General features: G+C 70.7%; 18 protein-coding genes. 11 read left to right on the top strand and 7 right to left on the bottom strand.

Going from position 1 to position 23,414, the window contains the following annotated elements; all coding sequences use genetic code 11:
- Positions 1-37: 37 nt before the first annotated feature.
- Positions 38-1,537, bottom strand: coding sequence for a glycerol-3-phosphate dehydrogenase (gene glpD, locus EOD73_RS08195; RefSeq protein ID WP_127682516.1), 1,500 nt, complete (start codon positions 1,535-1,537; stop codon positions 38-40).
- 23 nt (positions 1,538-1,560) lie between these two features.
- On the opposite strand from glpD, the gene glpK reads away from it, so the two are divergent.
- The gene (gene glpK / locus EOD73_RS08200; protein WP_127682517.1) at positions 1,561-3,039 is read left to right on the top strand and encodes a glycerol kinase GlpK; all 1,479 of its coding nucleotides are present in this window, start codon (positions 1,561-1,563) and stop codon (positions 3,037-3,039) included.
- 75 nt (positions 3,040-3,114) lie between these two features.
- Here the strand turns inward: glpK and EOD73_RS08205 are convergent, their stop codons facing one another.
- Both EOD73_RS08205 and EOD73_RS08210 read right to left on the bottom strand, forming a co-directional pair.
- On the bottom strand, positions 3,115-5,871 hold the full coding sequence (locus EOD73_RS08205) for a TonB-dependent receptor plug domain-containing protein (RefSeq protein WP_164845994.1): 2,757 nt from the start codon (positions 5,869-5,871) through the stop codon (positions 3,115-3,117).
- 255 nt (positions 5,872-6,126) lie between these two features.
- Entirely contained in the window at positions 6,127-6,426 is a 300-nt protein-coding gene (locus EOD73_RS08210; RefSeq protein ID WP_127682519.1) for a hypothetical protein, read from the bottom strand.
- Positions 6,427-6,680: 254 nt separating this feature from the next.
- Between EOD73_RS08210 and EOD73_RS08215 the strand changes: the two genes are divergently transcribed.
- The 4 genes from EOD73_RS08215 (at position 6,681) to EOD73_RS08230 (ending at position 11,423) form a co-directional block, all read left to right on the top strand.
- Positions 6,681-7,862, top strand: a complete 1,182-nt coding sequence (locus EOD73_RS08215) for an acyl-CoA dehydrogenase family protein (RefSeq protein ID WP_127682520.1) — start codon at positions 6,681-6,683, stop codon at positions 7,860-7,862.
- Positions 7,859-9,076 (top strand): acetyl-CoA C-acetyltransferase, encoded by a 1,218-nt coding sequence (locus EOD73_RS08220; RefSeq protein ID WP_127682521.1) that lies wholly within the window; start codon positions 7,859-7,861, stop codon positions 9,074-9,076. The genes EOD73_RS08215 and EOD73_RS08220 overlap by 4 nt, the downstream gene beginning before the upstream one ends.
- 69 nt (positions 9,077-9,145) lie before the next feature.
- Positions 9,146-10,699 (top strand): methyl-accepting chemotaxis protein, encoded by a 1,554-nt coding sequence (locus tag EOD73_RS17935; protein ID WP_127682522.1) that lies wholly within the window; start codon positions 9,146-9,148, stop codon positions 10,697-10,699.
- Positions 10,700-10,790: 91 nt separating this feature from the next.
- Entirely contained in the window at positions 10,791-11,423 is a 633-nt protein-coding gene (locus EOD73_RS08230; protein WP_127682523.1) for a glutathione S-transferase family protein, read from the top strand.
- A 4-nt stretch (positions 11,424-11,427) separates the two neighbouring features.
- Here EOD73_RS08230 and EOD73_RS08235 read toward each other — a convergent pair whose 3' ends face one another.
- The 3 genes from EOD73_RS08235 to glcF form a co-directional block, all read right to left on the bottom strand.
- On the bottom strand, positions 11,428-12,492 hold the full coding sequence (locus EOD73_RS08235) for a response regulator (protein WP_127682524.1): 1,065 nt from the start codon (positions 12,490-12,492) through the stop codon (positions 11,428-11,430).
- A gap of 68 nt (positions 12,493-12,560) precedes the next feature.
- A complete protein-coding gene (locus EOD73_RS08240; protein WP_127682525.1) occupies positions 12,561-14,261 on the bottom strand; it encodes an alkaline phosphatase family protein in 1,701 nt (566 codons plus the stop codon).
- Between the two features lie 71 nt (positions 14,262-14,332).
- Positions 14,333-15,550, bottom strand: a complete 1,218-nt coding sequence (gene glcF, locus EOD73_RS08245) for a glycolate oxidase subunit GlcF (protein ID WP_127682526.1) — start codon at positions 15,548-15,550, stop codon at positions 14,333-14,335.
- A 140-nt stretch (positions 15,551-15,690) separates the two neighbouring features.
- On the opposite strand from glcF, the gene EOD73_RS08250 reads away from it, so the two are divergent.
- Complete coding sequence (locus EOD73_RS08250) at positions 15,691-17,070, top strand: acyl-CoA thioester hydrolase/BAAT C-terminal domain-containing protein (protein WP_164845995.1); 1,380 nt, start codon at positions 15,691-15,693, stop codon at positions 17,068-17,070.
- Here EOD73_RS08250 and EOD73_RS08255 read toward each other — a convergent pair.
- A complete protein-coding gene (locus EOD73_RS08255) occupies positions 17,067-17,684 on the bottom strand; it encodes a pyroglutamyl-peptidase I (RefSeq protein WP_127682528.1) in 618 nt (205 codons plus the stop codon). The genes EOD73_RS08250 and EOD73_RS08255 overlap by 4 nt on opposite strands.
- Before the next feature lie 51 nt (positions 17,685-17,735).
- On the opposite strand from EOD73_RS08255, the gene EOD73_RS08260 reads away from it, so the two are divergent.
- The 5 genes from EOD73_RS08260 to EOD73_RS08280 are packed head-to-tail and all read left to right on the top strand — an operon-like array spanning position 17,736 to position 23,061.
- Positions 17,736-18,995, top strand: a complete 1,260-nt coding sequence (locus EOD73_RS08260; RefSeq protein WP_127682529.1) for an efflux RND transporter periplasmic adaptor subunit — start codon at positions 17,736-17,738, stop codon at positions 18,993-18,995.
- A gap of 23 nt (positions 18,996-19,018) precedes the next feature.
- Positions 19,019-19,714, top strand: coding sequence for an ABC transporter ATP-binding protein (locus EOD73_RS08265; protein ID WP_127682973.1), 696 nt, complete (start codon positions 19,019-19,021; stop codon positions 19,712-19,714).
- A gap of 46 nt (positions 19,715-19,760) precedes the next feature.
- Entirely contained in the window at positions 19,761-20,918 is a 1,158-nt protein-coding gene (locus EOD73_RS08270) for an ABC transporter permease (RefSeq protein WP_127682530.1), read from the top strand.
- A 12-nt stretch (positions 20,919-20,930) separates the two neighbouring features.
- On the top strand, positions 20,931-22,100 hold the full coding sequence (locus EOD73_RS08275) for an ABC transporter permease (RefSeq protein WP_127682531.1): 1,170 nt from the start codon (positions 20,931-20,933) through the stop codon (positions 22,098-22,100).
- Positions 22,101-22,122: 22 nt separating this feature from the next.
- Complete coding sequence (locus tag EOD73_RS08280) at positions 22,123-23,061, top strand: TraB/GumN family protein (protein ID WP_127682532.1); 939 nt, start codon at positions 22,123-22,125, stop codon at positions 23,059-23,061.
- Positions 23,062-23,414: the final 353 nt, after the last annotated feature.

The raw sequence follows: 23,414 nt of genomic DNA on the forward strand, positions 1-23,414 counted from the left end.
GCGCAAGGCAGTCTCGGCGTTCCTTGTGGGCGTCGGCTCAGCTTAGCGTGGCGCCAAGCCCGCCGGGTTTGGCGCAGGTCAAGAACCAGCGCTGCACCTCGGCCTGCTGCGTGGCATTCAGCACGAGCCCGAGCTTCGTGCGCCGCCACAGGAAGTCGTCGCCGTTCTGCGCCCATTCGTGCGCGTGCGCGTGCCGCAGTTCGGCCTCGCACACGCCGGGCGCGATCTCGGGACCCGGTGGCGTGTTCAGCAGCGCGCGGGCCCCGCTGCCATGGGCCCGTGCCCAGCGGGCCACAAGCGCTGGATCGCGATCCGGGTGGGCGCCTTGCAGTTCGGCGATGAAGGGCGCCAGCGGGCCGCAGTCGCCCCCGGGCAACGGGGCTTCGGCGGTCCAGGTGCCGCGCGGGGCGCCCAGCAGCGGTGCCAGGCGGTCGGCAGCCTGCTCGGCCAGCAGGCGGAAGGTGGTGAGCTTGCCGCCCCACACGTCCAGCCGGGGTGGCAGGCCCGGTGCTTTGACGAGGTCAAGCCGATAGTCGCGGGTGATGGCCTTCGCGTCGCCCTGGGCGTCGTCCAGCAGGGGCCGCACGCCGGCCCAGCGGTGCAGCACGTCGGCCGGCGTGACCGGCTCGCGCAGCCAGCGGCTGGCCTGGGTGCACAGGTAGTCGACCTCGGCCTCGGTGGCCTGCGCGCTGGGACGGTCGACCTCGACGTCGGTGGTGCCAAGCAGGGTGAATTCGCCGTGGAAGGGCAGGGCGAAGAGCACGCGGCCGTCGGGGTTCTGCAGCAGGTAGCCGGCGCCGTGCGTCCAACGCCGGCGCACGACCACGTGGGTGCCTTGCACGAGGCGCAGGCGCGGCGGCTGGGGGTGATGCAGGGCCTCGGCCAAAAAGCGGCTGGCCCAGGGCCCGGTGGCGTTGACCAGGGCACGGGCGTGCACGGCGTGCTCGCGACCGTGGGGTTCGCGCAGCTGGATGTGCCACAGGCCATCGCGCGGCCGCGCGCTCACGCAGGCATGCCGGGTGAGGATGCGCGCGCCGTGGGCTTGCGCGTCGAGCGCGCAGGCCAGCACCAGGCGGGCGTCGTCCACCCAGCCGTCGCTGAAGGTGAAGGCGTGGGTGAAGCGCGCTTGCAGGGCGGCGCCCTCGGGCGTGCCGGGCAGGGCCAGCGCGCGGGAGGGGGCGCTGACGCGCAAAGGCGCGAGGTGGTCGTACAGAAACAGGCCCGCGCGCAGCCGCCAGCGGGGGCCTTGGGTCGCGTCGTGCGGCAGCACCAGGCGCAGGGGCTGCATCAGGTGCGGGTTGCGCGCCAGCAGGCGCTCGCGCTCGAGCAGGCTTTTTCGCACCAAGCCGAAGTGCCCTTGCGCGAGGTAGCGCAGGCCGCCGTGCACCAGCTTGCTGCTGGCGCTGCTGGTGTGGCTGGCCAGGTCGTCGCGCTCGGCCAGCAGCACGCGCAGGCCGCGCCCCGCCAGGTCGCGGGCGATGCCCGCCCCGTTGACGCCCCCGCCCACCACCAGCACGTCAACAATGTCTGCGCCCATGCCCCATTCTTGAGGAGTCCCCGATGTCGGCCAAGCCCTACGTGTTGGCGCTGGACCAAGGCACCACCAGCAGTCGCGCCCTGCTCTTCGACGCCCAGGGCCGCCTGTGCCGCGTGGCGCAGCGCGCGTTCGCGCAGCACTTCCCGCAGCCGGGTTGGGTGGAGCACGAGGCCGAGGACATCTGGGCCACCCAACTCGCCACGGCCCGCGAGGCGATGGAGGGCATCGACCCGGCCGAGGTGGCGGCGATCGGCCTGACCAACCAGCGCGAGACCGTGGTGCTTTGGGAGCGCGCCAGCGGTCGGGCCCTGACCCGGGCCGTGGTCTGGCAGGACCGCCGCACTGCCGCGCACTGCCAGGCGTTGCGCGACGCCGGCCACGAGCCCGAGCTGCGTGCGCGCACCGGGCTCACGCTGGACCCCTACTTCAGCGCCACCAAGGTCGCGGCCTGGTTGCGCGAGCGCCCCGACTGGCGGGCCCGGGCCGAGGCCGGCGAGTTGGCCGTGGGCACGGTGGACAGCTGGCTGCTCTGGCGCTTGACCGAAGGCCGCGTGCACGCCACCGACAGCACCAACGCCAGCCGCACCCTGCTGATGAACCTGCACACCGGCGCTTGGGACGAAGAGTTGTTGCGCCTGTTCGATGTGCCGGCGGCCTTGCTGCCGCGCATCGAGCCCTCGTGCGCCGACTTCGGCCACACGACGCTGCTGGGTGGGCGCATCGCCTTGCGCGGCGTGGCCGGGGACCAGCAAGCCGCGCTGTTTGGCCAGGGCTGCAACCGGCCTGGGCAGGCGAAGAACACCTACGGCACGGGGTGCTTTTTGCTGATGCACACGGGCTCGCAGGCCCTGGCTTCGCAGCACGGGTTGCTGAGCACGCGCGCGGCCCAGGTCGACGCCCAGGCGCAGTACGCGCTGGAAGGCAGCGTCTTCATGGGCGGGGCAATCGTTCAATGGCTGCGCGACGGCCTGGGCCTGGTGCGGCACAGCGACGAGATCGAGCCCCTGGCCCGCAGCGTGCCCGACAGCGGCGGCGTGGTGCTGGTGCCCGCCTTCACCGGTTTGGGCGCACCGCATTGGCGGCCCGAGGCCCGCGGCGCACTGTTGGGCCTGACACGGGGCAGCACGCGCGCGCACATCGCCCGCGCGGCCTTGGAGGCCATCGCGCTGCAGTGCGCCGACCTGCTCGACGCCATGCTGCGCGACGCCGCCCCGGCGGGCTTGGCGCTTCAAGACCTGCGCGTGGACGGCGGGGCCTGCGCCAACGGCCTGCTGATGCAAGTGCAGGCCGACTTGCTCGGCGTGCCCGTGCTGCGGCCGGCGATGCGCGAACGCACCGCGTTGGGGGCGGCGGCGCTCGCCGCCCACGGCGCCGGCCTGTGGAGGGGCGAGGTTCCCTGGGGCGGCGCCGAGTCCGACGAGCGCTTTCGGCCCCAAGCCAGCGCCAGCGACCTCGCCCCGCTGCGCACGGCCTGGGCGCAAGCCTTGCAGCGCGTGATGTGACGCGGCCAAAGAAAAAGCCCCGCCAGGGCGGGGCTTGGAGGGGGCACCGGGTCGCCGAGGCGACCGGGCCGGGGATCACTTGAACTGGTAGGTCGCGGTGGCGAACCAGATGCGCGTGCGCGGGTCGGCGAACGAACCGGCGAAGCCGGCCGCGTGCGAGCCGTAGCTCGACGAGGCCACGAACGGCGGCTCGGCGTTGGTGAGGTTGCGCGCGCCCACCGTCAGCTTCAAGTCCTTGAAGCCGCGGTAGCTCATCGCCAGGTTCCAGCGGCTGGTGTTCTTCACGCTGTAGGGCGCGTCCACGCCCAGGTTCGTGTTGACCACCGCGGCCGACTCGGTCCAGCCCTTGGTGTAGGTGTTCTCCAGCGCGATGCCCCAGGGGCCCATCGACCAGTCGAAGCCCAGGGTGTGCTGCCACTCCGGCACCGGGGCGTTGCCGCCCAGGCTCAGGCCCACGTAGTCGGTGAAGGGCGTGCCCTTGCCGTTCTGCTGCTCGAACTTGACGATGCGGGTGCCGTTGAGGCTCACGCCCAGGCGGCCGAAGTCGCCCAGGGTGAAGTTGCTGCGGATGTCGAGGTCGAAGCCCGAGGTCTTCAGCTCACCCAGGTTCTCCACCGGCGTCTCGATGTACGAGATGAAGCCCGCGGTGGTGCGCTTCACGCGGCTCTTGTACTTGGCGTACAGGCCGGGTTCGGCCATCAGGGTGTCGCCCGTGATGACGCCGATCTGGTCGCGCTTCTGGATGTTCCAGTAGTCCAAGGCCATCGTCAGGTTGCGCATCGGCTCGAAGACGATGCCGGCCGTGAACTGGCGGCTCTTCTCCGGCTTGAGGTTCGGCGCGCTGGTCAGGCGCACGTTGAACTGCGTGTTGCACAGCGGGCTGGCCGACTGGCCGGCCGGGCATTCCGGGTCCACCTGCGGGTCGGCGGTGTTGGTGTTGCTGGGCGGGCTGTTCACGTCCCACAGCGTGGGCGCGCGGAAGCCGGTGCCGGCGCTGGCGCGCAGCATCAGTTCCTTGGTCGGCTGGAAGCGGGCGCGCAGCATCGGGTTGAAGGTGCCGCCGAAGTCGCTGTAGCGGTCGTAACGGGCGGCCGCGGTCAGCTCGAACTCCTTGCTGAACGGCATGGCCAATTCGCTGAACACGGCCACCACGTTGCGGCTGGCGCTGGTGGCGGGCACCGAGCCTTCGCCACCGATGTGCTCGCCACGCTCGTACACGCCTTGCGTCGGACGGTCGCTGGCCTTGTCCTTGCGCAGGTCGGCGCCGACGGCCAAGGCCATCGCGCCGCCGCCGAGCTGGCCGATCTCGGTGCTCGCCTTGGCGTCAAAGGCCATGGTCGTGCCCTTGGACTTGCGCACGGTGCCCTTGAGTTGGGCGCCGTCCAGCAGGGCCACGCCAGCGGCGTCGTTCGGGCCGAAGGGGTTGACGTTGCCCGTGGCCAAAGCAGCCAGGTAGGGGTCTTGAGCCAAGTAGCCTTCGTAGTCCAGCTTGCCGCGCGACTGTGCCAGCGTGAACGCCGCGTCCACGTCCCAGCCGCCCATCACGGTGCTGCCGCCCAAGATGGCGCGGTACTGCTCGTTGGTGTTGTCGCTGACGCGGTTGCCGCGGTCCAGCGAGCGGGTGGCCACTTCGGTGTACTTGCGACCGGCCGGGTCCACGTACGAGACGTAGTCGGCTTCGGTGTAGCCCAGGCGGGTGAGCAGGGCCAGCGGGAAGTACTTGCTGTCGATCGGCATCACCATGCGCGGGTAGTTGCCGTCGGCCTGCACCTTCATGGCCGAGCCGTCCAGCGGCGAGGGCGCCGCGCGGCCGGTGGTGTGGTTGCGGGCCAGCGAGACCTCGGTGTACCAGCTCGTGTCGGCGTCCACCTTGAAGGTGCCGCGGGCAAAGAGGTCGGTCTTGGTGCTGTCGGGCAGGTTGTCCAGCATGGCCGCGTAGATGGCGCGGCAGCGCTTGGCGTCGTCCACACCGTTCGGGGTCTTGCCAGCCACTTGAACCACGGTGTTGGCCGGGTCGCAGGCGGCCATGTTGGCGCCAGGGTTGGTGTACGCGCCCGGGGAGATGCCGATGTCCATCAGGCGGCCGGGGTAGGCGCGGAACGAGGTCGGGGGGATGGAGCCCGGCACTTCGGTGGCGTGGCGCCAGTACCAGCCCTGCTCGTTGGCTTGCAGGCGGGTCTGCTCCTTGATGTTGGCGGTGACCAGGACGTTGTAGCCGTCCTTGTTCAGGTCGCCCATGCCGTAGGCCAGCGAGCCGCCGTGTTCCTTGCCGCCCTTGGTTTCGTCGGGCTCGTAGTAGCGGACGGTGATCTCGCCCTTTTGGTAGTCCTTGCGGGTGATGAAGTTCACCACGCCGCCCACGGCGTCGGTGCCGTAGATGGCCGAGGCGCCGTCGCGCAGCACTTCGATGCGCTCGATGGCGCCGAAGGGGATGCTGTTCAAGTCGACCGCGACCGAGCCGCCGATCGAGCCGAAGGGATGGCCGGCCATGCGGCGGCCGTTCAGCAGCACCAGCGTGGAGTTGGCGCCCAGGCCGCGCAGGTTGGCGTTGGAGGTGGCGTAGCCGGCACCCTGCGTGGAGTCGGACAGCATGCCGGTCATGCCGGAGATGCGGCGCAGGATGTCTTCGACGTTGGTGGCGCCGCTCTTCTCGATCTGCTCGCGGGTCACGACGGTGACGGGCAGGGCGGTTTCGGCGGCCAGGCGCTTGATGGACGAACCGGTGACGACGACGCGTTCCAGTTGCTGGGCTTCTTGGGCTTGCACGTGCCCGGCGGCCAGGCCGCCAAAGGCGACGGCCAGGGCGGCACAAAGACGGGTGGGATGACGCATGGAGACAGTACCTCGCGCTGAATGGGTTGATCGAGTGCGAATCCCCGCCCGTAACGGCGTGAAATTCGCACGTGGCGCGCATTCTTGGCAGGTACCCCTGCGGTATCGAAGGTCATCGATTTGGGTGTAGCGCAAATGCGTCGCGCGTATCCCCTGGTTGCAAAAACGCGAGGCGCGTTGCATTTCCTTCGTGCTAGCTCCCAGAAACGACAACGCCGCCCGGAGGCGGCGTGGTAGACGACCCAGGAAGGTGGCTTACTTGGTCTTGGCGGGCGCCTTGCCAGCGGCCGTCGGGTTGGCGGCCAGGGCGGCGGCCGGGTCGAGGCTGGCCACGTAGCTGGTGTACTGCTGCTCGGTGCAGGCCAACTGCTTGCCCGGCTTGGCTTCGCCGCGCAGCTTGCCCTGGTGGTACTGGAACTGGAACTCGTTGGCGCCGCTGACCACCACCTTCGGGGCGTTCTGGGCGGCGCAGGCGCTGCGCAGTTGCTTGTCGGCCGGGGCGGTGGCCAGGGCGAGTGCGGGGGTCAGGGCGAGGGCGAGCAGGGCGAATTTCATGACGGACTTCCTTGAAACGGGGCGGTGCGCGGGGCCAGCCGGAACAGCGTGAGAGGTACGGTCCGCGCGAATCTCCAGCTTAGCCAGGGCCATCGGGCTTGAACAGGCGGGAATCCCGGGTTTCCGGGGGGTGGGCGGTGTGCACAAGTGCACGCAGCGGGCGCCCAGGACATTGCAACCGTTGCATCGCCAGGGCGCCGAGTGGCGGGCAAACCCCGGGAATTGGCGTGGGTGCCTCGGTGCAGGATGGGGGCATGCTGCCCTTGTTCCCTTCGCCCTGGTTGCGCGACGACCACCAAGCCCTGGCCGACGCGGCCGCGCGCTTGTTTGCCGAACGCTGGGTGCCGCAAACCGCGGCCTGGCGGGCGGCCGGCCGCGTGCCGCGCGAGGTCTGGCGCGAAGCGGGGGCCCAGGGTCTGCTGTGCGCCGCCATGCCCGAGGCCTATGGCGGGGCCGGGGGCGACTTCGGGCACGAGGCCGTGATCGCGCTGGAGCAGGCCAAGGCCAACATCAGCGCTTTCGGCGGCGGCCTGCACTCGGCCATCGTGGCCCCGTACCTGTTGCACCACGGCACCGAGGCGCAAAGGCAGCGCTGGCTGCCTCGCATGGCCACGGGTGAATTGATCACCGCCATCGCCATGACCGAGCCGGGCGCCGGCTCCGACTTGCAGGGCGTGCGCACCGTGGCCCGCCGCGAGGCCGATGCGTACGTGCTGAGCGGCAGCAAGATCTTCATCACCAACGGCCAGAACGCCCAGGGCGTGATCGTGGTCTGCAAGACCGACCCGACCCAGGGGGCCAAAGGCACCTCGCTGCTGTTCGTCGAGGTGGAAGACGCCCAAGGGAACCTGACGCCGGGCTTCTCGCGCGGTCGCAACCTCGACAAGATCGGCATGCACGGGCAAGACACCTCGGAGCTGTTCTTCGACGGCGTTCGCGTGCCGGTTGACAACCTCATCGGTGGCGTGGAGGGCCAGGGCTTCTTCCAGCTGATGAACGAGCTGCCCCAGGAGCGCCTGCTCATCGCCGTGCAGGCCATGGGCGGCATGGAGCGCGGCCTGGCCGAGGCCCTGAAGTACACGCAAGAGCGCCAGGCCTTCGGCAAGCGCATCTGGGACTTCCAGAACACCCGCTTTCAGCTGGCCGAGGTGCAGGCCCAGGTGCTGGCGGCGCGCAGCTTCGTGGACCAGGCCATCGCGGCGCACCTGGCGGGCCAGTTGGACGCCGCGCGCGCGGCGCTGCTCAAGAGCTGGATCACCGACCTGCAGTGCCAGGTGCTGGACGTGTGCCTGCAGCTGCACGGCGGCTACGGCTACATGATGGAGTACCCCATCGCCGAACTGTGGGCCGACGCGCGCGTGGCGCGCATCTACGGCGGCAGCAACGAAATCATGAAAGAGCTGGCCTCGCGCTCCATGGGAGGGCGTGCGCCATGAGGACCGCCCCCGACGCCTACATCGTCGACGCCGTGCGCACGCCGCGGGGACGCGGCAAGGCCGAGGTCGGCGCCTTGAGCGGGCTCACGCCGCTGTGGCTGCTGCGCGGCGTGCTGCAGGGCCTGCAGCGGCGCCTGGATTTGGACACCGCGCAGGTGGACGACGTGGTGATCGGCTGCGTCACGCCCGTGGGCGAGCAGGGCGGCTGCATCGCGCGCACCGCGGTGCTGGACGCCGGCTGGGCGCGCAGCGTGGCGGGGCTCACGCAGTCGCGCTTTTGCGCCTCGGGCCTGGAGAGCGTGAACCTGGCCGCCGCCAAGGTGGCCAGTGGATTCGAAAGCCTGGTGGTGGCGGGTGGCGTGGAGAGCATGAGCCGCGTGCCCATGGGCAGCGACGGCGGCGCCTGGCTGCACGACGCCCGCGTCGTCGAGTCGCTGGGCCTGGTGCCCCAGGGCATCAGCGCCGACCTGATCGCCACGCGCGAGGGCTTCACGCGCGCGCAACTCGACGCCTACGCCGTGCAAAGCCAGCAACGCGCCGCGGCGGCGCAGGCCGCGGGTCGCTTCTCGCGCAGCCTGCTGCCGGTGCACGACGAGACCGGTGCACTGGTGCTGGACCGCGACGAAATCGTCCGGGGTGACGCCACCGTCGAAGGCTTGGCCTCGCTCAAGCCGTCGTTTGCCGCGCTGGGCGCGCAGGGCTTGGACGCCCGGGCCCTGGCACGGTTTCCCGACACCCCGACCATTCAGCACCTGCACCACGCGGGCAACAGCTCGGGCATCGTCGACGGCGCCGCCGCCGTGCTGGTGGCCAATGCCGCCGGTTTGGCCGCCTCGGGCCTGCGGGCCCGCGCCCGCATCCGGGCGCTGGCCGTGACCGGCAGCGACCCGACCTTGATGCTCACCGGTCCGACACCGGCCGTGCAAAAGGCGCTGGCCCAGGCGGGCATGTCCGCCAGCGACATCGATTTGTGGGAAATCAACGAAGCCTTCGCCGTGGTGCCCCTGCAGACGCAGCGCGCGCTTAACCTTGACCCGGCGAAGGTCAACGTCAACGGCGGGGCCATCGCGCTGGGGCACCCTTTGGGTGCAACCGGTTCCATGTTGTTGGCGACGGTCTTGGACGAGTTGGAGCGGCGCGACGAAAGCTGCGCCTGCGTGACTTTGTGCGTCGGCGGTGGCATGGGCATCGCCACGGTGGTCGAACGTGTGTAAACCTATTGGGTTTGCGAATTTGGGTGCCCCCTGGGGGCCGCCAGTGTTTGGGTTTTGGAGGACCTGTTCATGAACAACTTCACCGTCGCCGCCCGCCTGTGGTTCATGGTGACCCTGTTTGCCGCCGTGATCCTGGTCGGCTCGCTGATCGGCATCGGGGGCACCCGCATGGGGGCCCAGGCGGCCGAGCAGATCTACAAGGACCAGACGGTGCCGGCCGGCTTGATGAGCGAGGTCGAGTCCAAGTTGTTGAACAACCGCCTGCACATCGCCGCGGCCCTGCAGACGCCCAAGGACGAGGTGATCCAGGACTCGTTGAAGTCGATCGACGCCGGCCGCAAGGAAATCGACGTCCTGCTCAAGCAGTTCGACGCCATTCCCCGCTCGCCCGACATGGAGGGCTACTACGGCGAGTTCAAAAAAGCCTTGGGTGCCTACCGCAAGGACGCCCTGGAACCTTCGATCCAAATGCTGAAGGACTTCGACCTGGTCGAGCTGAAGTCGATCGTGGTGAAGGTCGCCCGTCCGAAATTCGCCGAGGTGAAGAAGCAATTGGATGCCATGCGCGTGCTCAACGAGACCGAAGCGCGCACCGCGTTTGAAGAGGCCGAGTCGCGCTACAAGAAGATGGTCACCGGCGTGGTCATCGCGGTGGGCATCGCCTTCGTGGGCGTGTTCTTGTACGGCCGGATGCTGGTGAGCAGCATCGTCAAGCCGCTGAACCAGGCCGTGGACCTGGCCGAGCGCGTGGCCGCTGGCGACCTGACCTCCGACGTGGAGACCCACGGCCGCGACGAACTGGCCCGCCTGATGGGCGCGCTGCAGGGCATGAACCAGAGCCTGGCCGAGATGGTGCAGCGCGTGCGCAGCGCCGCCGACTCGATCGCTACCGGCTCGGCCGAGATCGCCACGGGCAACGCCGACTTGAGCCAGCGCACCGAAGAGCAAGCCAGCAACCTGCAGCAAACCGCCGCCTCGATGGAACAACTGGCCGCCACGGTGCGCCAGAACGCCGACAGCGCGCGCCAAGCCGACCAGGTGGCCAACGGCGCCAGCGGCTCGGCCATGCAGGGCGGCGAGGTGGTGACCCGCGTGGTCGACACCATGCAGGCCATCAGCAGCAACTCCAAGCGCATTGCCGACATCATTGGCGTCATCGACGGCATCGCCTTCCAGACCAACATCCTGGCCTTGAACGCCGCCGTGGAAGCGGCGCGGGCGGGCGAGAGCGGCCGCGGCTTCGCCGTGGTGGCCGGCGAGGTGCGCAACCTGGCCGGTCGCTCGGCCGAAGCGGCGCGCGAGATCAAGACCCTGATCAGCCAAAGCGTGGAGACCGTCGAGTCCGGTGGCCGCCAGGCCAACGAGGCGGGCAACTCGATGGGCGACATCGTGCAGCGCGTGCAGCAGGTGACCACCCTGATCAGCGAGATCTCCACGGCCTCGAACGAGCAAACGCAGGGCATCGAGATGGTGCGCGAGTCGGTCAGCCAGCTCGACCAGGTCACGCAGGCCAACGCCGCCTTGGTCGAGGAATCGGCCGCCGCCGCGGAGAGCCTGCGCGTGCAGGCCGCCCAGCTGGTGGAGGTGGTGGCCACCTTCCGCCTGCCCCGCGGCATGGAGTGACCGCGCGGGGGGCGCCCACGGCGCCCCTGACCTTCGGGTGCAGCAACGAAGCCGGCTACAACGCCGGCTTCGTCGCTTTCGGAGCCCTGCCTTGATCCGCCTTCACCACAGCAACAGCAGCGCCGCCATGGCGCCGCACATCGTCCTGGAGGAGCTGGGTCTGCCGTTCGAGTTGGTGCCGGTGGACACGGCGACCGGCGCGCACCGGCAGGCCCCCTACCTGCGCTTGAACCCGAACGGCGTGATCCCGACGCTGGAAGACGGCGAGCTCGTGCTGTACGAGACCGTGGCCATCTTGATGCACCTGGCCGACACGCACCCCGAGGGCGGATTGCTGCCGGCCATGGGCACACCCGAGCGGGCGCAGGCCATGAAGTGGCTGATTTGGAGCACCAACACCCTGCAGGCCACGCTGATCGCCTACTTCTACCCGGAGCGCTGGGCCCCGGACCATCCGGCCGAGGTGAAGGCCACGGTGCAGGCGCGCATCCGCCCCATGCTGCAGCAGCTGGACGAGGTGCTGGCCGACGGACGCCCCTGGTTCATGGGCGCGGCTTTTTCGCTGGTGGACGTGATGGTCTTCATGCTCAGCCGCTGGACGCGGCACTTCGACGACCACCCGGCCCGCGGCTTCCCCCACCTGGGGCCCTACCTGCAGCGCGTGCTGGCCCGGCCGGCGGTGCAGCGGGTGTTCGCGCGCGAAGGGCTGCAGCCCTTCGTCTGAAGCCTCAGGCGCGAGGCCGCAGCACGCTCAGCGCGGCCACGCGCTGCAGCATCTCGCGGTCGTTCCAGGGCTTCTTGAAGATGCCGTAGAGGCCCTTGGCGTCGTGCACCTGGGCGTGCAGGGCCTCGTGGCCGGTGATGGCCACGATGGGCAAGTTCTCGGTGCGCAGGTCGCCGCTGACGTGGGCGATCAGCTCGAAGCCGTCCATCTCCGGCATCTCGAGGTCGGTGATCATCACGGCGAACCATTGCTGACCGATGGCCTCCAAGGCCTCTTGGCCGTGACGGGCCACGGTGACCGCGTAGCCGTTGCTGGTCAGCAGCTTGCCCAGCTTGGCGCGCACCACGGCGGAATCGTCCACGATGAGGATGGGCGTCGGGCCGGCGGCGGGCGCGGCGGGGCTGTCCACGCGGTCGCTGGCGCGGCGCCGCGGCAGCAGCAGCGCGCTGTCGGCGTCCGGGGTCGCCGGCCGGTCGTCCGCACGGCGGCGGGGCGGGGCGTCGGCGGCGGGGGTGACCTCGCGCAACAACGGCGATGCAGGTGCCACCGGGGCGCTGGGGCTCAAGTAGGGCGTGACGGCCGGGCCGAGGTCCATCGGCTCGGTGGGGCGGTCGTCCCACGCCCCGGGCACGGTCGGGCGGTCGTCCCAGGCGCCGGGCACCGTGGCCGGGTGATCGTCGTCGAACAGGGGCTTGGCCGGTGCCGTTTCCGCCGGCGCGGCCGGTGGTACGGGGGCGGGCGCAGCCACGGCCGCCGATGGCGCTGCGGGCGCCGGGGCGACCTCGGCCGCTGGCACCGGCACGGGGGCGGGCGCCGGCGCGAAGGGGCTGGGCATGGGCGTGCGCGGCAAATCGGGGCGCACGGGCGGCAAGGCGGCGCGCTGGGTGCCGTCGGGCCGGTGCGTGCTTTCGGGCCGGCGGCCGGGGCCGAGCAGGTCGTTGCGGCTGTGCGACCAGTGGTCGTCTTTGTTCGAGCGGGCGGCGATCAGCACCACCACGATGGCCAGGGGCACCAGCAGCAGCAAGGGCAGCATGTACTCGCTGAGCAGGGCGGGCAGGTCAAAGTGCATGTCGGGCTCCGGGGTGGCGCAGGGTCGGCGCTGGCGCTGGCAAGGGCGGTCGCAAGGGGCCGCTCACTCTATCGGGACTGGGACGCGCTGGCCCCTTGGGACAAGCGCTGGGGCCGCCGGGGCCGCTCGGGCGTGGGCAGCACGCGGCCTTGCGCCTGGGCGGGCGGGCGCAGGCCCAGCACGGCGGCCAGGGTCGGGGCGATGTCGACCACCTGCACCGGGGTGTCGATGCGGGCGCTGCCGCCCCACCAGCTGGGGCCCCACATCAAGATGGGCACGTGCTGGTCGTAGGCGTGGGGCGTGCCGTGCGAGGCACCGTTGGGCCGGCTCGACGCGATCCACCCAGGCGCCAGGGTCACGGCCACCGGGGCGCTGCGCGCCGGGTGCCAGCTCAAGCGGTGGGCGGCCAAGAAGGGCTGGTCGGCGCGCGGGGGCACGCTGCCGGCCAGTTCGGTCCGCGTGTTGGCGTCGGCGATGCCCTCGAGGCCGCGCAGGAAAGCCGCAGCGGCCTCGTACACCGTTTGCGGGTTCAGCCCGGCCTTGGCGATGGCGGCCTCGTCCAACAACACGCCACCGGCCGAAGAGTGCGTGGCCATCTTGGGCAGACCGAAGCGGTCCTGCAGGTCGGCGTTGAGCGCCGACAGCACCAGGCTGGTCGACAGGCGCCCTCCGGGCAGCCCTTGTTGGCGCCGCCATTCGGCGGTGTCGCCGAAGCCGTGGTCGGCGGTCAGCACCAGCACGTAGCGGTCGGGGCCCACTTTCGCGTCGAGGTCGCGGAAGAAGGCGCCGAGCAGGCGGTCCAGGTGCAGCAGGTGGTCGTGGGCCATCCGCGACTCGGGGCCGAAGGCGTGGCTGACGTAGTCGTGCGCCGACAGGCTGATGCTGAGCAGGTCGGGCACGGCGTCGGCCCCCAACTGCTCGTGGTCGATCGCGGCGCGGGCGAAGTCCAGGGTCAACTGGTCGCCAAACGGCGAGGTCAGCAGATCGGTGTAGTAGCGGGGGCCAGGCTCTGTTTGGTTGGCGCCCATGGTGGCCGGCAGCGCGCGACCGAAGCCGGCGATGCTCATCCAAGGCTGGTTGTCGGGCGCACTCTGGGCGTAGGCCGATTCGGGCAGCAGCGGCTTCCACACGGCGCCCCACAGGGCGTCCGCGGGGCGGCGGGCGTTGAAGGCGTTGACCCAGGCCGGGTGGGCGGCCATGTAATAGGTGCTCGAGGTGAAGCGACCGTTCTCGGTGCGGTACATGTAGGCCGTGCCGCGGTGGCCGGCCGGCAGGATGGCCCCGCGGTCTTTGCCCGAGATGCCGATGACCTTGGCGGCCGGTTGCCCTTGGCGGAGCACGTCGCCCACGGTCTCGGCCAGCAGGTTCTTGGGGCTGGTGCCGGCATCGGACGGCGTGCTGCCCCCGTCCAGGTACTGGTGGGCGCGGTCCTCGGTGCAGTACACGTTTTGGCGCGTGAGCGGGTCGATCCACTCGTTGCTGATGATGCCGGTGCGCTGGGGGTAGGCGCCGGTGAGCATGGTGGCGTGACCGGCCCCGGTGACCGTGTGGCCGTGGCGGTAGTAAGCCTGGGTGTAGGTGCGCCCTTGGCGCAGGAAGCGGTTGAACCCGTCCGCCCCGAAGTGCGGGGCCCACTGCTCGATCTGTCGCATGGGCAGCCCGTCGATGGCCATGAACACCACCAGGGGCGGGGCCTTGGCCGCAGGCGCAGCGAGGGCCGTGGTGGCGGCCAGTGCCAGGGTGGCGATCAGGGGCAGGCGGCGGGGCATGCGGGTCTCGAACGGCAAAACCCTGGATTGTGGGCCGCTGCCGCGCCCTTGGGCGCGCGCCGAAGGCGCTTTCAGGCGAGCAAGGCCTCGTCCAGCAGTTCGATCCAGTGGCGCACCGGCACGTCGGTGCCGGCCTGCAGGTGCGTCAGGCAGCCGATGTTGGCACTGGCGATGGCCTCGGGGCGGCAGGCGTGCAGGTGCGCCAGCTTGCGGCTGCGCAGCGCCTGGGCCGTGCCCGCCTGCAGCACCGAGTAGGTGCCGGCAGAGCCGCAGCAGAGGTGGGCCTCGGCGGGCAGTTGCACGTCGAAGCCCAGCGCGCGCAGGCCGGCCTCGACGCCGCCCTTCAGGCGCTGCCCGTGCTGCAAGGTGCAGGGCGGGTGGTAGGCGATGCGGCGCCCCGCGATGCGCGCGCCGAGCAGCGCTTGCAGCCGCTCGACGAAGCCGTTCTCGGGGTCGAACAACCACTCGCCGAGGTCGCGCGTGGCAGCGGCGGTGCGCTTGGCGTCGGGATGGCCGGGCAGGGCCTGGGCGGCGTCCTTGACCGCCACACCGCAGCCGCTGGCGTTGGACAGCAGCACCTCGGCCTGCCCCAGGCGATCGGCCGCCCGGCGGGCCAGGCGGCGCAGGTCGCGCTCGCCGGCCTCGTGCTGGCCCAAGTGGCTGCGCAACGCGCCGCAGCAGCCCTCGATTTCTTCGACAGACACGCCCAAGCGGTCCAACACCCGGCGCGTGGCCGCGTTGATGCCCGGCGACATCGCCGGTTGGACGCAGCCTGCCAGCAACAGCACCTTGCGGGGCCGGGGCGTGCTCGGCACCGGCCCGGGTGGGCGGTGCGCGGGCACCTTGTCCTTCAAGGCCTGGGGCAGCAGCGGGCGCAGCCATTGCCCCAGGCGCAGCGCGGGGCCGAAGGCGCGCGAGGTCAGGCCGGCGCCCAGGGCCGCGCGCACCCAGCGCTCGCCCAGCGGGCGCGTCACCGCGGCGTCGACCAGGGCGCGTCCGGTGTCGATCAGGGCACCGTACTGCACCCCGCTGGGGCAGGTGGTTTCGCAGGCACGGCAGGTCAGGCAGCGGTCCAGGTGCTGCTGCGTCTCGCGGCTGGCGGGCACCCCTTCCAGCACTTCTTTGATCAGGTAAATCCGGCCCCGGGGGCTGTCCAGTTCGTTGCCGAGCACCTGGTAGCTGGGGCAGGTGGCGGTGCAGAAACCGCAGTGCACGCACGCCTGGATGCGCCGCGCCGCGGCCTGGGCCGCGGGGTCGTCGCGCAGGGCGGGGCTGAGCTCGGTGTGCATGGGGGGCGATGGTAGGGCGCTCGGTCAACGGTCCGGTGCGCTGTTCGTTCAGCGCGCCCTTTGTCCATCCGTCGCAAGGAGGAGTCGATCGACCGCAAAGCCTTTTTAGAGTGCGCGCCTTTCCTCAACCGGACCTCCCCATGAACCCTGTTCATCGTTTGGCCTTGGCGATTGCCCTGCTGGGCATTGGCGCTTCGGCATCGGCCCAGCGCATCGCCATCGACGTGCCCCAGCCCGTGCTGGCGGGCGATCCCATCGCACTGCAACTGGCCGACTTGAAGCCGGGCCAAAGCGTGCGCCTGCACGCCCAGCGTGCCGTGCAGACCTTCACCGGCCAGGTGGCGCTGTTCGAGTCCCAGGCCGTGTTCCAGGCCGACGCGAAAGGCCGTGTGGACCTGAGCACCGCCGCCCCGTTGCCCGGCAGCAGCTACGAAGGGGCCGACGTGCGCGGCCTGCTGTGGTCCATGAAGCCCGGCGCAGGCGAGGTCAAAGGCAAGCCCTTCGGTCGCGTGGACTTCCGGCTGCACGCGGCCGAGGCCGCGGCCGATGCGCCGCCGCTGGCCGAGGCCAGCCTGAGCTTTCGCAACGCCCTGCCCGAGGTGGTGACGCGCAAGGTGGAGGCTTTCCCGGGCGCGGTCTTTGCCAGCCTGCCCGGCGCTGCCAAGCGCCCGACCCTGATTCTGTTGGGCGGCAGCGAGGGCGGTTCGATGATCGCCCGCGACGCCGCGCCCTGGGCCAGCCGGGGCTACGCCGTGCTGGCCTTGCCGTACTACTCGCCCCCTCAGTGGGGCCCCACGGGCCCGATGCCGCCCGAGCTGCCCAGCCTGCCGGCCGAGTTCGTCAACATCCCCGTCGACCGGCTGGAGCTGGCGCGTGACTGGTTGGCGCAGCAGCCCGAGGCTGACGCCAGCCGCATCGGCGTGATGGGCACCAGCAAGGGCGCCGAGTTCGTGCTGCTGGCGGGCGTGAAGATGCCCTGGATCAAGGCCGTGGCCGCCATCGTGCCCACCGACGTGGTCTGGGAAGGCTGGGGGCCGGGCCCGGGCCCCGTGGGGGTGCGCGCCAGTTTTGCCTGGAAGGGCGAGCCCTACGCCTTCGTGCCCTACCAAGACTTCTCGCAAGAGTTCGCGGGCCTGAGCACGGGCCAGCCGGTGAAGATCCGCCGCCCCCACGACAAGGGTCGCGCTGCGGCCTCGCCCGAGGTGATCGCCAAGGCGCGCATCCCCGTGGAGCGCATTGCCGCGCCCGTGCTGGTGGCCGGCGGCGGGGACGATCAACTGTGGGACAGCGGCGGCATGGCCGCGAACATCGCCGCCACCCGCCAGAAGGCCGGTTTGCCAACGGTGGCCTTGGTCTTCCCCGAGGCCGGTCACTTCCTGGGCGGCACCGGCACCGGCCCGTCCACGCACTACAACGACGGCCCGATGAAGAACGGCGGCACGCCCGCGGCCACGGCCCGCGCCCAAGCGGCGACGCACGCGGCGCTGCTGAAGTTCTTCGCCGACAGCCTGGGTCGTTAATCGGTGCGGCCGGCGGGCGCGTGCGCTTCGTCGGCGTCCCAGGCCGACAGCGCCGCGCGCAGCCCCGCCAGCCAAGGGCGCAGGTCGGCCCGTTCGCCCAGGGCCGGCACGTGGATGAAGCCGCTGCGCACGGCCGGCTGCCGCCGCAGGCGGTGCTGCAGGCCGAAGAAGACCTGGTTGCACACGAAGCTGCCCGCGCTCAGGCTCATCTCGACCGGCGCCCCCGCCGCTTTCGCGGCCGCCATTTGCGCCTTGATTGGCAGGGTGGTGAAGCGCGCGGGCGGGGCGCCGGCCAGCACCGGCAAATCCACCGGCTGCGCACCGTCGTTGTCGGGGATGCGGGCGTCGATCCAGTTGATGGCCACGCGCTCGAACGACAGCACGTGGCGCGAGGCGGCCTGGCCCAAGGCGACCACGCAGGCCGGCCGGTGCTGCTGGATCAAGGCGTCCAGCGCGTGCAGCGACGACGCAAAGCGGCAGGGCAAGATGGCCGCGGCCACCACCAAGCCGCCCAGGCGTTCGCCGTCCAGGGCCAGGGCCAGTTGCTGGCTGGTGTTGACGGCTTCGCCGCCAAAGGGCTCAAAGCCCGTGAGCAATAAGGAGCGCGTTGGCATAGGCCGCCAGTATCACGACCACAATGCGTGGCCACTTCTCGACGACCCGCCATGGCCACTGACGCCCCCTCGACCGGTCTCCTTAAGATTCAACGCGGTGCCGCCAGTGCCCCGCAGCGGCGGCGGCGCTGGCGCTGGGGCCTGCTCACCGCCGTGGCGGTGGCCATCGGCGGCGCCGTGCTCAAGCCCAAGGTGCCCGAGGTGCAGACCGTGTCGGTGGCGCAGACCACCCCTTCGGTGCAGTACCAGCAGCTCACGGCCAGTGGCTTTGTCGTCGCACAACGGCGCGCGGCGGTGGCCAGCAAGGCCACGGGCCGGCTGGTGGAGCTGAACGTGCGCGAGGGCTCCCGCGTCCAAGCCGGCCAACTCTTGGCCCGCCTGGATGCCAGCGACGTGCAGGCCACGCTGCAGGTGGCCCAAGCCGCCATCGGCCAGGCCCAGGCGCTGGCGGCGCAAGGCCAGGCCCTGGTGCGCCAAGCCCAGGTCGAGCTGAGCAATGCCGAGGCCGAGTTCGAGCGCACGCGCCAGCTGCGCGAGCAGGGTTTCGTCAGCCCCCAAGCCCTGGACGCGGCGCAGCGGCGCCTGGACGCCGCGCGCGCCAGCGTGGCCAGCGCGCAAGCCGGCGCCGCGCAGTCGCAGGCCAGCGTCACCCAGGCCCGCGCGCAGTTGGGCGTGCAGCAGGTGAACCAGGGCTACACCGAGATCCGCGCGCCCTTCGACGGCGTGGTGCTGGCCAAAAACGCCAACGTGGGCGACCTCATCACGCCGTTCTCCAACGCGGCCGGCAGCCAAGGTGCGGTGCTGACCCTGGCCGACCTCTCGACCCTGGAGGTGGAGGCCGACGTCAGCGAGGGCAGCCTGGCCAAGGTGACGCAGGGCATGCCGGTGGAGATCACGCTCGACGCCTTGCCGGGCCAGCGCTTCCGCGGCCAGGTGGCCAGCATCGTGCCCACCGTGGACCGGGCCAAGGCCACCGTGATGACCAAGGTGAAGTTCGAGACGCTCAGCGACCGCATCCTGCCCGAGATGAGCGCCAAGGTGCTGTTCCTCAGCCAGCGCCCCACCGACGCCGAGCAGCAACCCGTGCTGGCCGTGCCGGCCAAGGCGCTGGTGGACGGCACCGTGTGGAAGCTGGTGACCGAGGGCGACCGCACGCGGGTGCAGGCCGTGGCCGTGAAGGCCGGCCGCAAGCTGGCCGAGGCCGTGGAAGTGACCCCGGCCGCCGGTGCCCAACTGGCCAGCGGCGATCGCCTCGTGGCCGCGCCCCAGGGCCTGAAGGACGGCCAGGCGGTGAAGGTGAGCGCGAAGTGACGCACGAGACGGACGAGACGGACGTGAAGCCGTCGGCGCCGCTGATCCGCCTGCGCGGCCTGGCCAAGAGCTACCGCCGCGGCGACCAGCTCATTCCGGTGCTGGAAGGCATCGACCTCGACGTGCCCGAGGGCGACTTCGTGGCCCTGATGGGCCCCAGCGGCAGCGGCAAGAGCACGCTGCTGAACCTGCTGGCCGGCATCGACCAGCCCACGGCCGGCACCATCGAGATCGGCGGCACCGACATCGCCACGCTCAGCGAAGGCCAGCTCGCCGACTGGCGCGCCGCCAACATTGGCTTCATCTTCCAGTTCTACAACCTGATGCCGGTGCTGACGGCGCTGGAAAACGTCGAGCTGCCCTTGCTGCTCACGTCCTTGAATGCGCGCCAGCGCCGCGAGCACGCGTTGGCCGCCTTGAACCTGGTGGGCCTGGGCGAGCGCCTCGACCATTACCCCAACGAGCTCAGCGGCGGCCAGCAGCAACGCGTGGCCATTGCCCGCGCGCTGGTGACCGACCCCACGCTCATCGTGGCCGACGAGCCCACCGGCGACCTCGACCGCCACACGGCCGAGGAGGTGCTGGACCTGCTGGGCCGGCTGAACCGCGAGCTGAACAAGACCATCGTGATGGTGACGCACGACCCCAAGGCCGCCGCCCGGGCGCGGCGCTTGGTGGAGCTGGAAAAGGGCGTGCTGGTGGTGGGGGAGGCGGCGTGAACCCCAGGGTGGGCAACGACCGCCAGCGCTCGCCGGGAGGGCGCCCGTGTTCCTGACCCAGCTGCTGCTGCGCAACGCCTTTCGCCACCCGCTGCGCAGCCTGCTCACGCTGCTCGGTCTGGTCGTGGCCATCGCCGCCTTCGGCCTGCTGCGCACCGTGAACGAAGCCTGGTACGCCGGCGTGCAGGCCAGCTCGGCCACGCGCCTCGTGGCGCGCAACGCCACCAGCCTGACCTTCGTGCTGCCCATCAGCTACGCCCAGCGCATCCGCGGGGTCGACGGCGTCAGCAGCGTCTCCTGGGCCAACTGGTTCGGCGGCATCTACCAAACCGAGCGCAACTTCTTCCCGCAGTTCGGCGTCGACCCGGCCAGCTACCTCAAGCTCTACCCCGAGTACGTGATGAGCGAGGACGAGAAGCTGGCCTTCATCAAGGACCGCCAGGGGGCCGTCGTCGGGCGCAAGCTGGCCAACCAGTACGGCTGGAAGTTGGGCGACACGGTGCCCATCCGCGGCACCATCTACCCAGGCACTTGGAACTTCACCATCCGGGGCATTTGGGAGGGCCGCGACGCCAAGACCGACGAGAACCAGATGCTGTTCCATTGGCAGCTGCTGAACGAGTCGGTCAAGAAGCGCTTCCCCAAGCGGGGCGATTCGGTCGGTGTGTTCATCGTGGGCATCGACGACCCCTCGCAGGCCGCCACGGTGGCTGGCCGGGTGGACGCCATGTTCAAGAACTCCCTGGCCGAGAGCCTGACCGAGACCGAGTCGGCCTTTCAGCTCAGCTTCGTGTCCATGAGCGAGGCCATCCTCGTGGCCATCGAGGCCGTGAGCTACATCGTCGTGCTCATCATCCTGGCCGTGATGGCCAACACCATGACCATGACGGCCCGCGAGCGCCTGGCCGAGTACGCCACGCTCAAGGCCCTGGGGTTCGGCCCCGGCTTCGTGGCGCGCCTGCTGCTCGGCGAAAGCCTGCTCATCGCGGCGCTGGGCGGGGCGATGGGCATCGCCGTCAGCTTCCCCATCGCCGCGGCCTTCGGTTCGGTGGTCGGCAGCGTGCTGCCGGTGTTCGAGATCTCGGCGACCACGATCGCGCTGCAGATCGGGGCCTCGATGGCCGTGGGTTTCATTGCCGCGGCCTGGCCGGCTTGGCAGATGGGCCGCATCGACATCGTCAACGGCCTGCGCCATGTCGCCTGACCCGGCCGCCTCATGAAGCAGTTGCCCTGGTCTTACATCGCCCGCAACCTCTGGGTGCGGCGCGTCACCACGGCGCTCACGGCCTTGGGCCTGGGCCTGGTGGTCTACGTTTTCGCCACCGTGCTGATGATGAGCGAGGGCATCAAGGCCACCCTGGTGGCCACGGGCAACCCGGACAACCTGCTGGCCTTGCGCAAGGGCGCGGGCGCCGAGATCAACTCGGGCGTCAGCCGCGAGCAGGCCGCCATCCTGGGCAGCCTGCCCGGCGTGGCCACCGCGGCCGATGGCCGCTTGCTGCTCAGCTACGAGCCGGTGGTGCTCAACAACCTGCCCAAGCGCGCCACCGGCAAGCCCAGCAACGTCAGCGTGCGCGGCACCTCCGACCTCGGTCTGGCGCTGCGCCCACAGGTCAAGCTGGTGGCCGGCCGCATGTTCCGACCCGGCAGCAGCGAACTCGTCGCCGGCCAGGCCACGGCGCGCGGCTTCACCGGCGCCGGGCTGGGCGAAACGCTGCGCTTCGCAGGCCGCGATTGGACCGTGGTGGGCGTCTTCGACGCCGGCAACAGCGGCTTCGACAGCGAGTTGTGGGGCGACAGCGAGCAGATGATGCAGGCCTTCCGGCGCCTGCAGGCCAGCAGCGTGGTGCTGCGCCTGAGCGACCCGACCCAGGCCGAGGCCTTCATCGCCCGCGCCGCCGCCGACCCCCGGCTGACGCTCGACCTCAAGCCCGAGCGCCAGTTCTACGAAGAGCAAAGCCAGGCCTTGGCCACCTTCATCCGCTACCTGGGTCTGGCGCTGTCCATCATCTTCAGCATCGGCGCCATCGTCGGCGCCATGATCACCATGTTCGCCGCCGTGGCCAGCCGCACGGGCGAGATCGCCACCCTGCGCGCGCTGGGCTTTCGCCGCCCGGCCGTGCTGTGGGCCTTCCTGGCCGAAAGCCTGCTGCTCAGCCTCGTGGGCGGCTTGCTCGGTCTGGGCGGCGCGGCCCTGATGCAGGGCGTGAACATCAGCACCACCAACTTCCAAACCTTCAGCGAGGTGGCGTTCCGCTTTGTGATGACCCCGCCAATCGTGACGCAAACCCTGCTGTTCGCGCTGCTCATGGGGCTGGTCGGCGGTTTCCTGCCCGCCTGGCGCGCCGCGCGCCTCAACATCGTCGACGGCCTCAGGGCCCAGTAAGCCCCTTCAACCGGAGATCCCCATGAAACGCACCCTCACCGCCTTGGCCTTGAGTTTGGGCCTGTTCGCAGGCGTTCACGCCAAGACCGACTGCCCACCCGTCGCGCAAGCGCCGAGCCAGGAGCAAATCGCCGACAACCTCAAGAACGCCAAGGACCGCGGTGCGCTGTGGACCCTCACCAAGGATGGCCGCACCAGCTACCTGTTTGGCACCCTGCACGTCGGCAAACTGCCCTGGGCCTTTCCCGGGCCCCGCCTGATGCAGGCCTTGCGCGAGACCCAAGTGCTGGCCGTGGAAGTGGACGTGACGGCGCCGAGCACGCAATCGGAGATGCAAGCCGCCATGGCGGAAGCGGCCCCCTTGGCCCTCGGCAACAAGGACCAGGCCCGGCTGGACGCCCAGGCCGACGCGGCCTGCGTGCCGCGCACGGCGCTCGCTGCCATGCACCCCGTGATGCAAGCCATCACCTACGTGGTCCTGGCCGGTCGGCACGAGGGCCTGGACGCGGCCTTTGGCCAGGAACCCAATCTCTTGGCCCTGGCACGGGCCCAGCAGCGGCCGATCGTGTCGCTCGAATCGATCCGGTCTCAGTTGGGCGTGCTGCTGCCCAAAGACCCTGTCGCAGCCCGCCAGAGCTTCGAGCGCGTGATGGCCGATCTCGAAGCCGGCAAAGCCCGGAGCCAGATCGCCCGCATCGGCAAGGCCTGGGAGGAGGGCGACTTGGACACCGTGGACAGCCTCGAAAAGCTTTGCCAGTGCCAGCCCACGGCCGAAGAGCGGGCCTTCAGCAAAGTGTTGAACGACGACCGCAACCCGAACATCGCGCAGCGCATCGCCGAAGAGCACGCCAAGGGCAAGCCCGTGCTGGCCGCCGTGGGCCTGCTGCACATGACCGGCCCCAAGGCCCTCACGACCTTGTTGGCCGCCCAGGGCTTCGAGGTGCGCCGTGTCGCGTATTGAGCTTGGCGGCTGGGGCGCATGGTTGGTTGGTGCCGCGCTGCTCGTTCCAGGCTGGGTGGCGGCGGCGTCGCCCAGTCCAAGGGGGGCTGCCGACCCTGATGCTGCGGGCTTGGAGGCCTTGAAGGCTGCGATTGGCGAGCCTCGCTGCCTCACCGATGCGTCCTGCTGGGCGGTGCCCATCGGCTCGCGTCCTTGTGGCGGGCCGGAAACGTACTGGCCTGCCTCCCACGACACCAGCGACTCGAAGCAAGTTGCCCGGCTGGCGGAGGCTTGGGCCGCGACTCAGCGGAATCGCGCCCAGGTCAGCGGACGCCTGGGTGTGTGCACGGTGACCCCCATGCCGGTCATGCGGT

The organism is Inhella crocodyli (genome assembly GCF_004004565.1).
GTDB classification, from domain to species: Bacteria; Pseudomonadota; Gammaproteobacteria; order Burkholderiales; family Burkholderiaceae_C; genus Inhella; species Inhella crocodyli.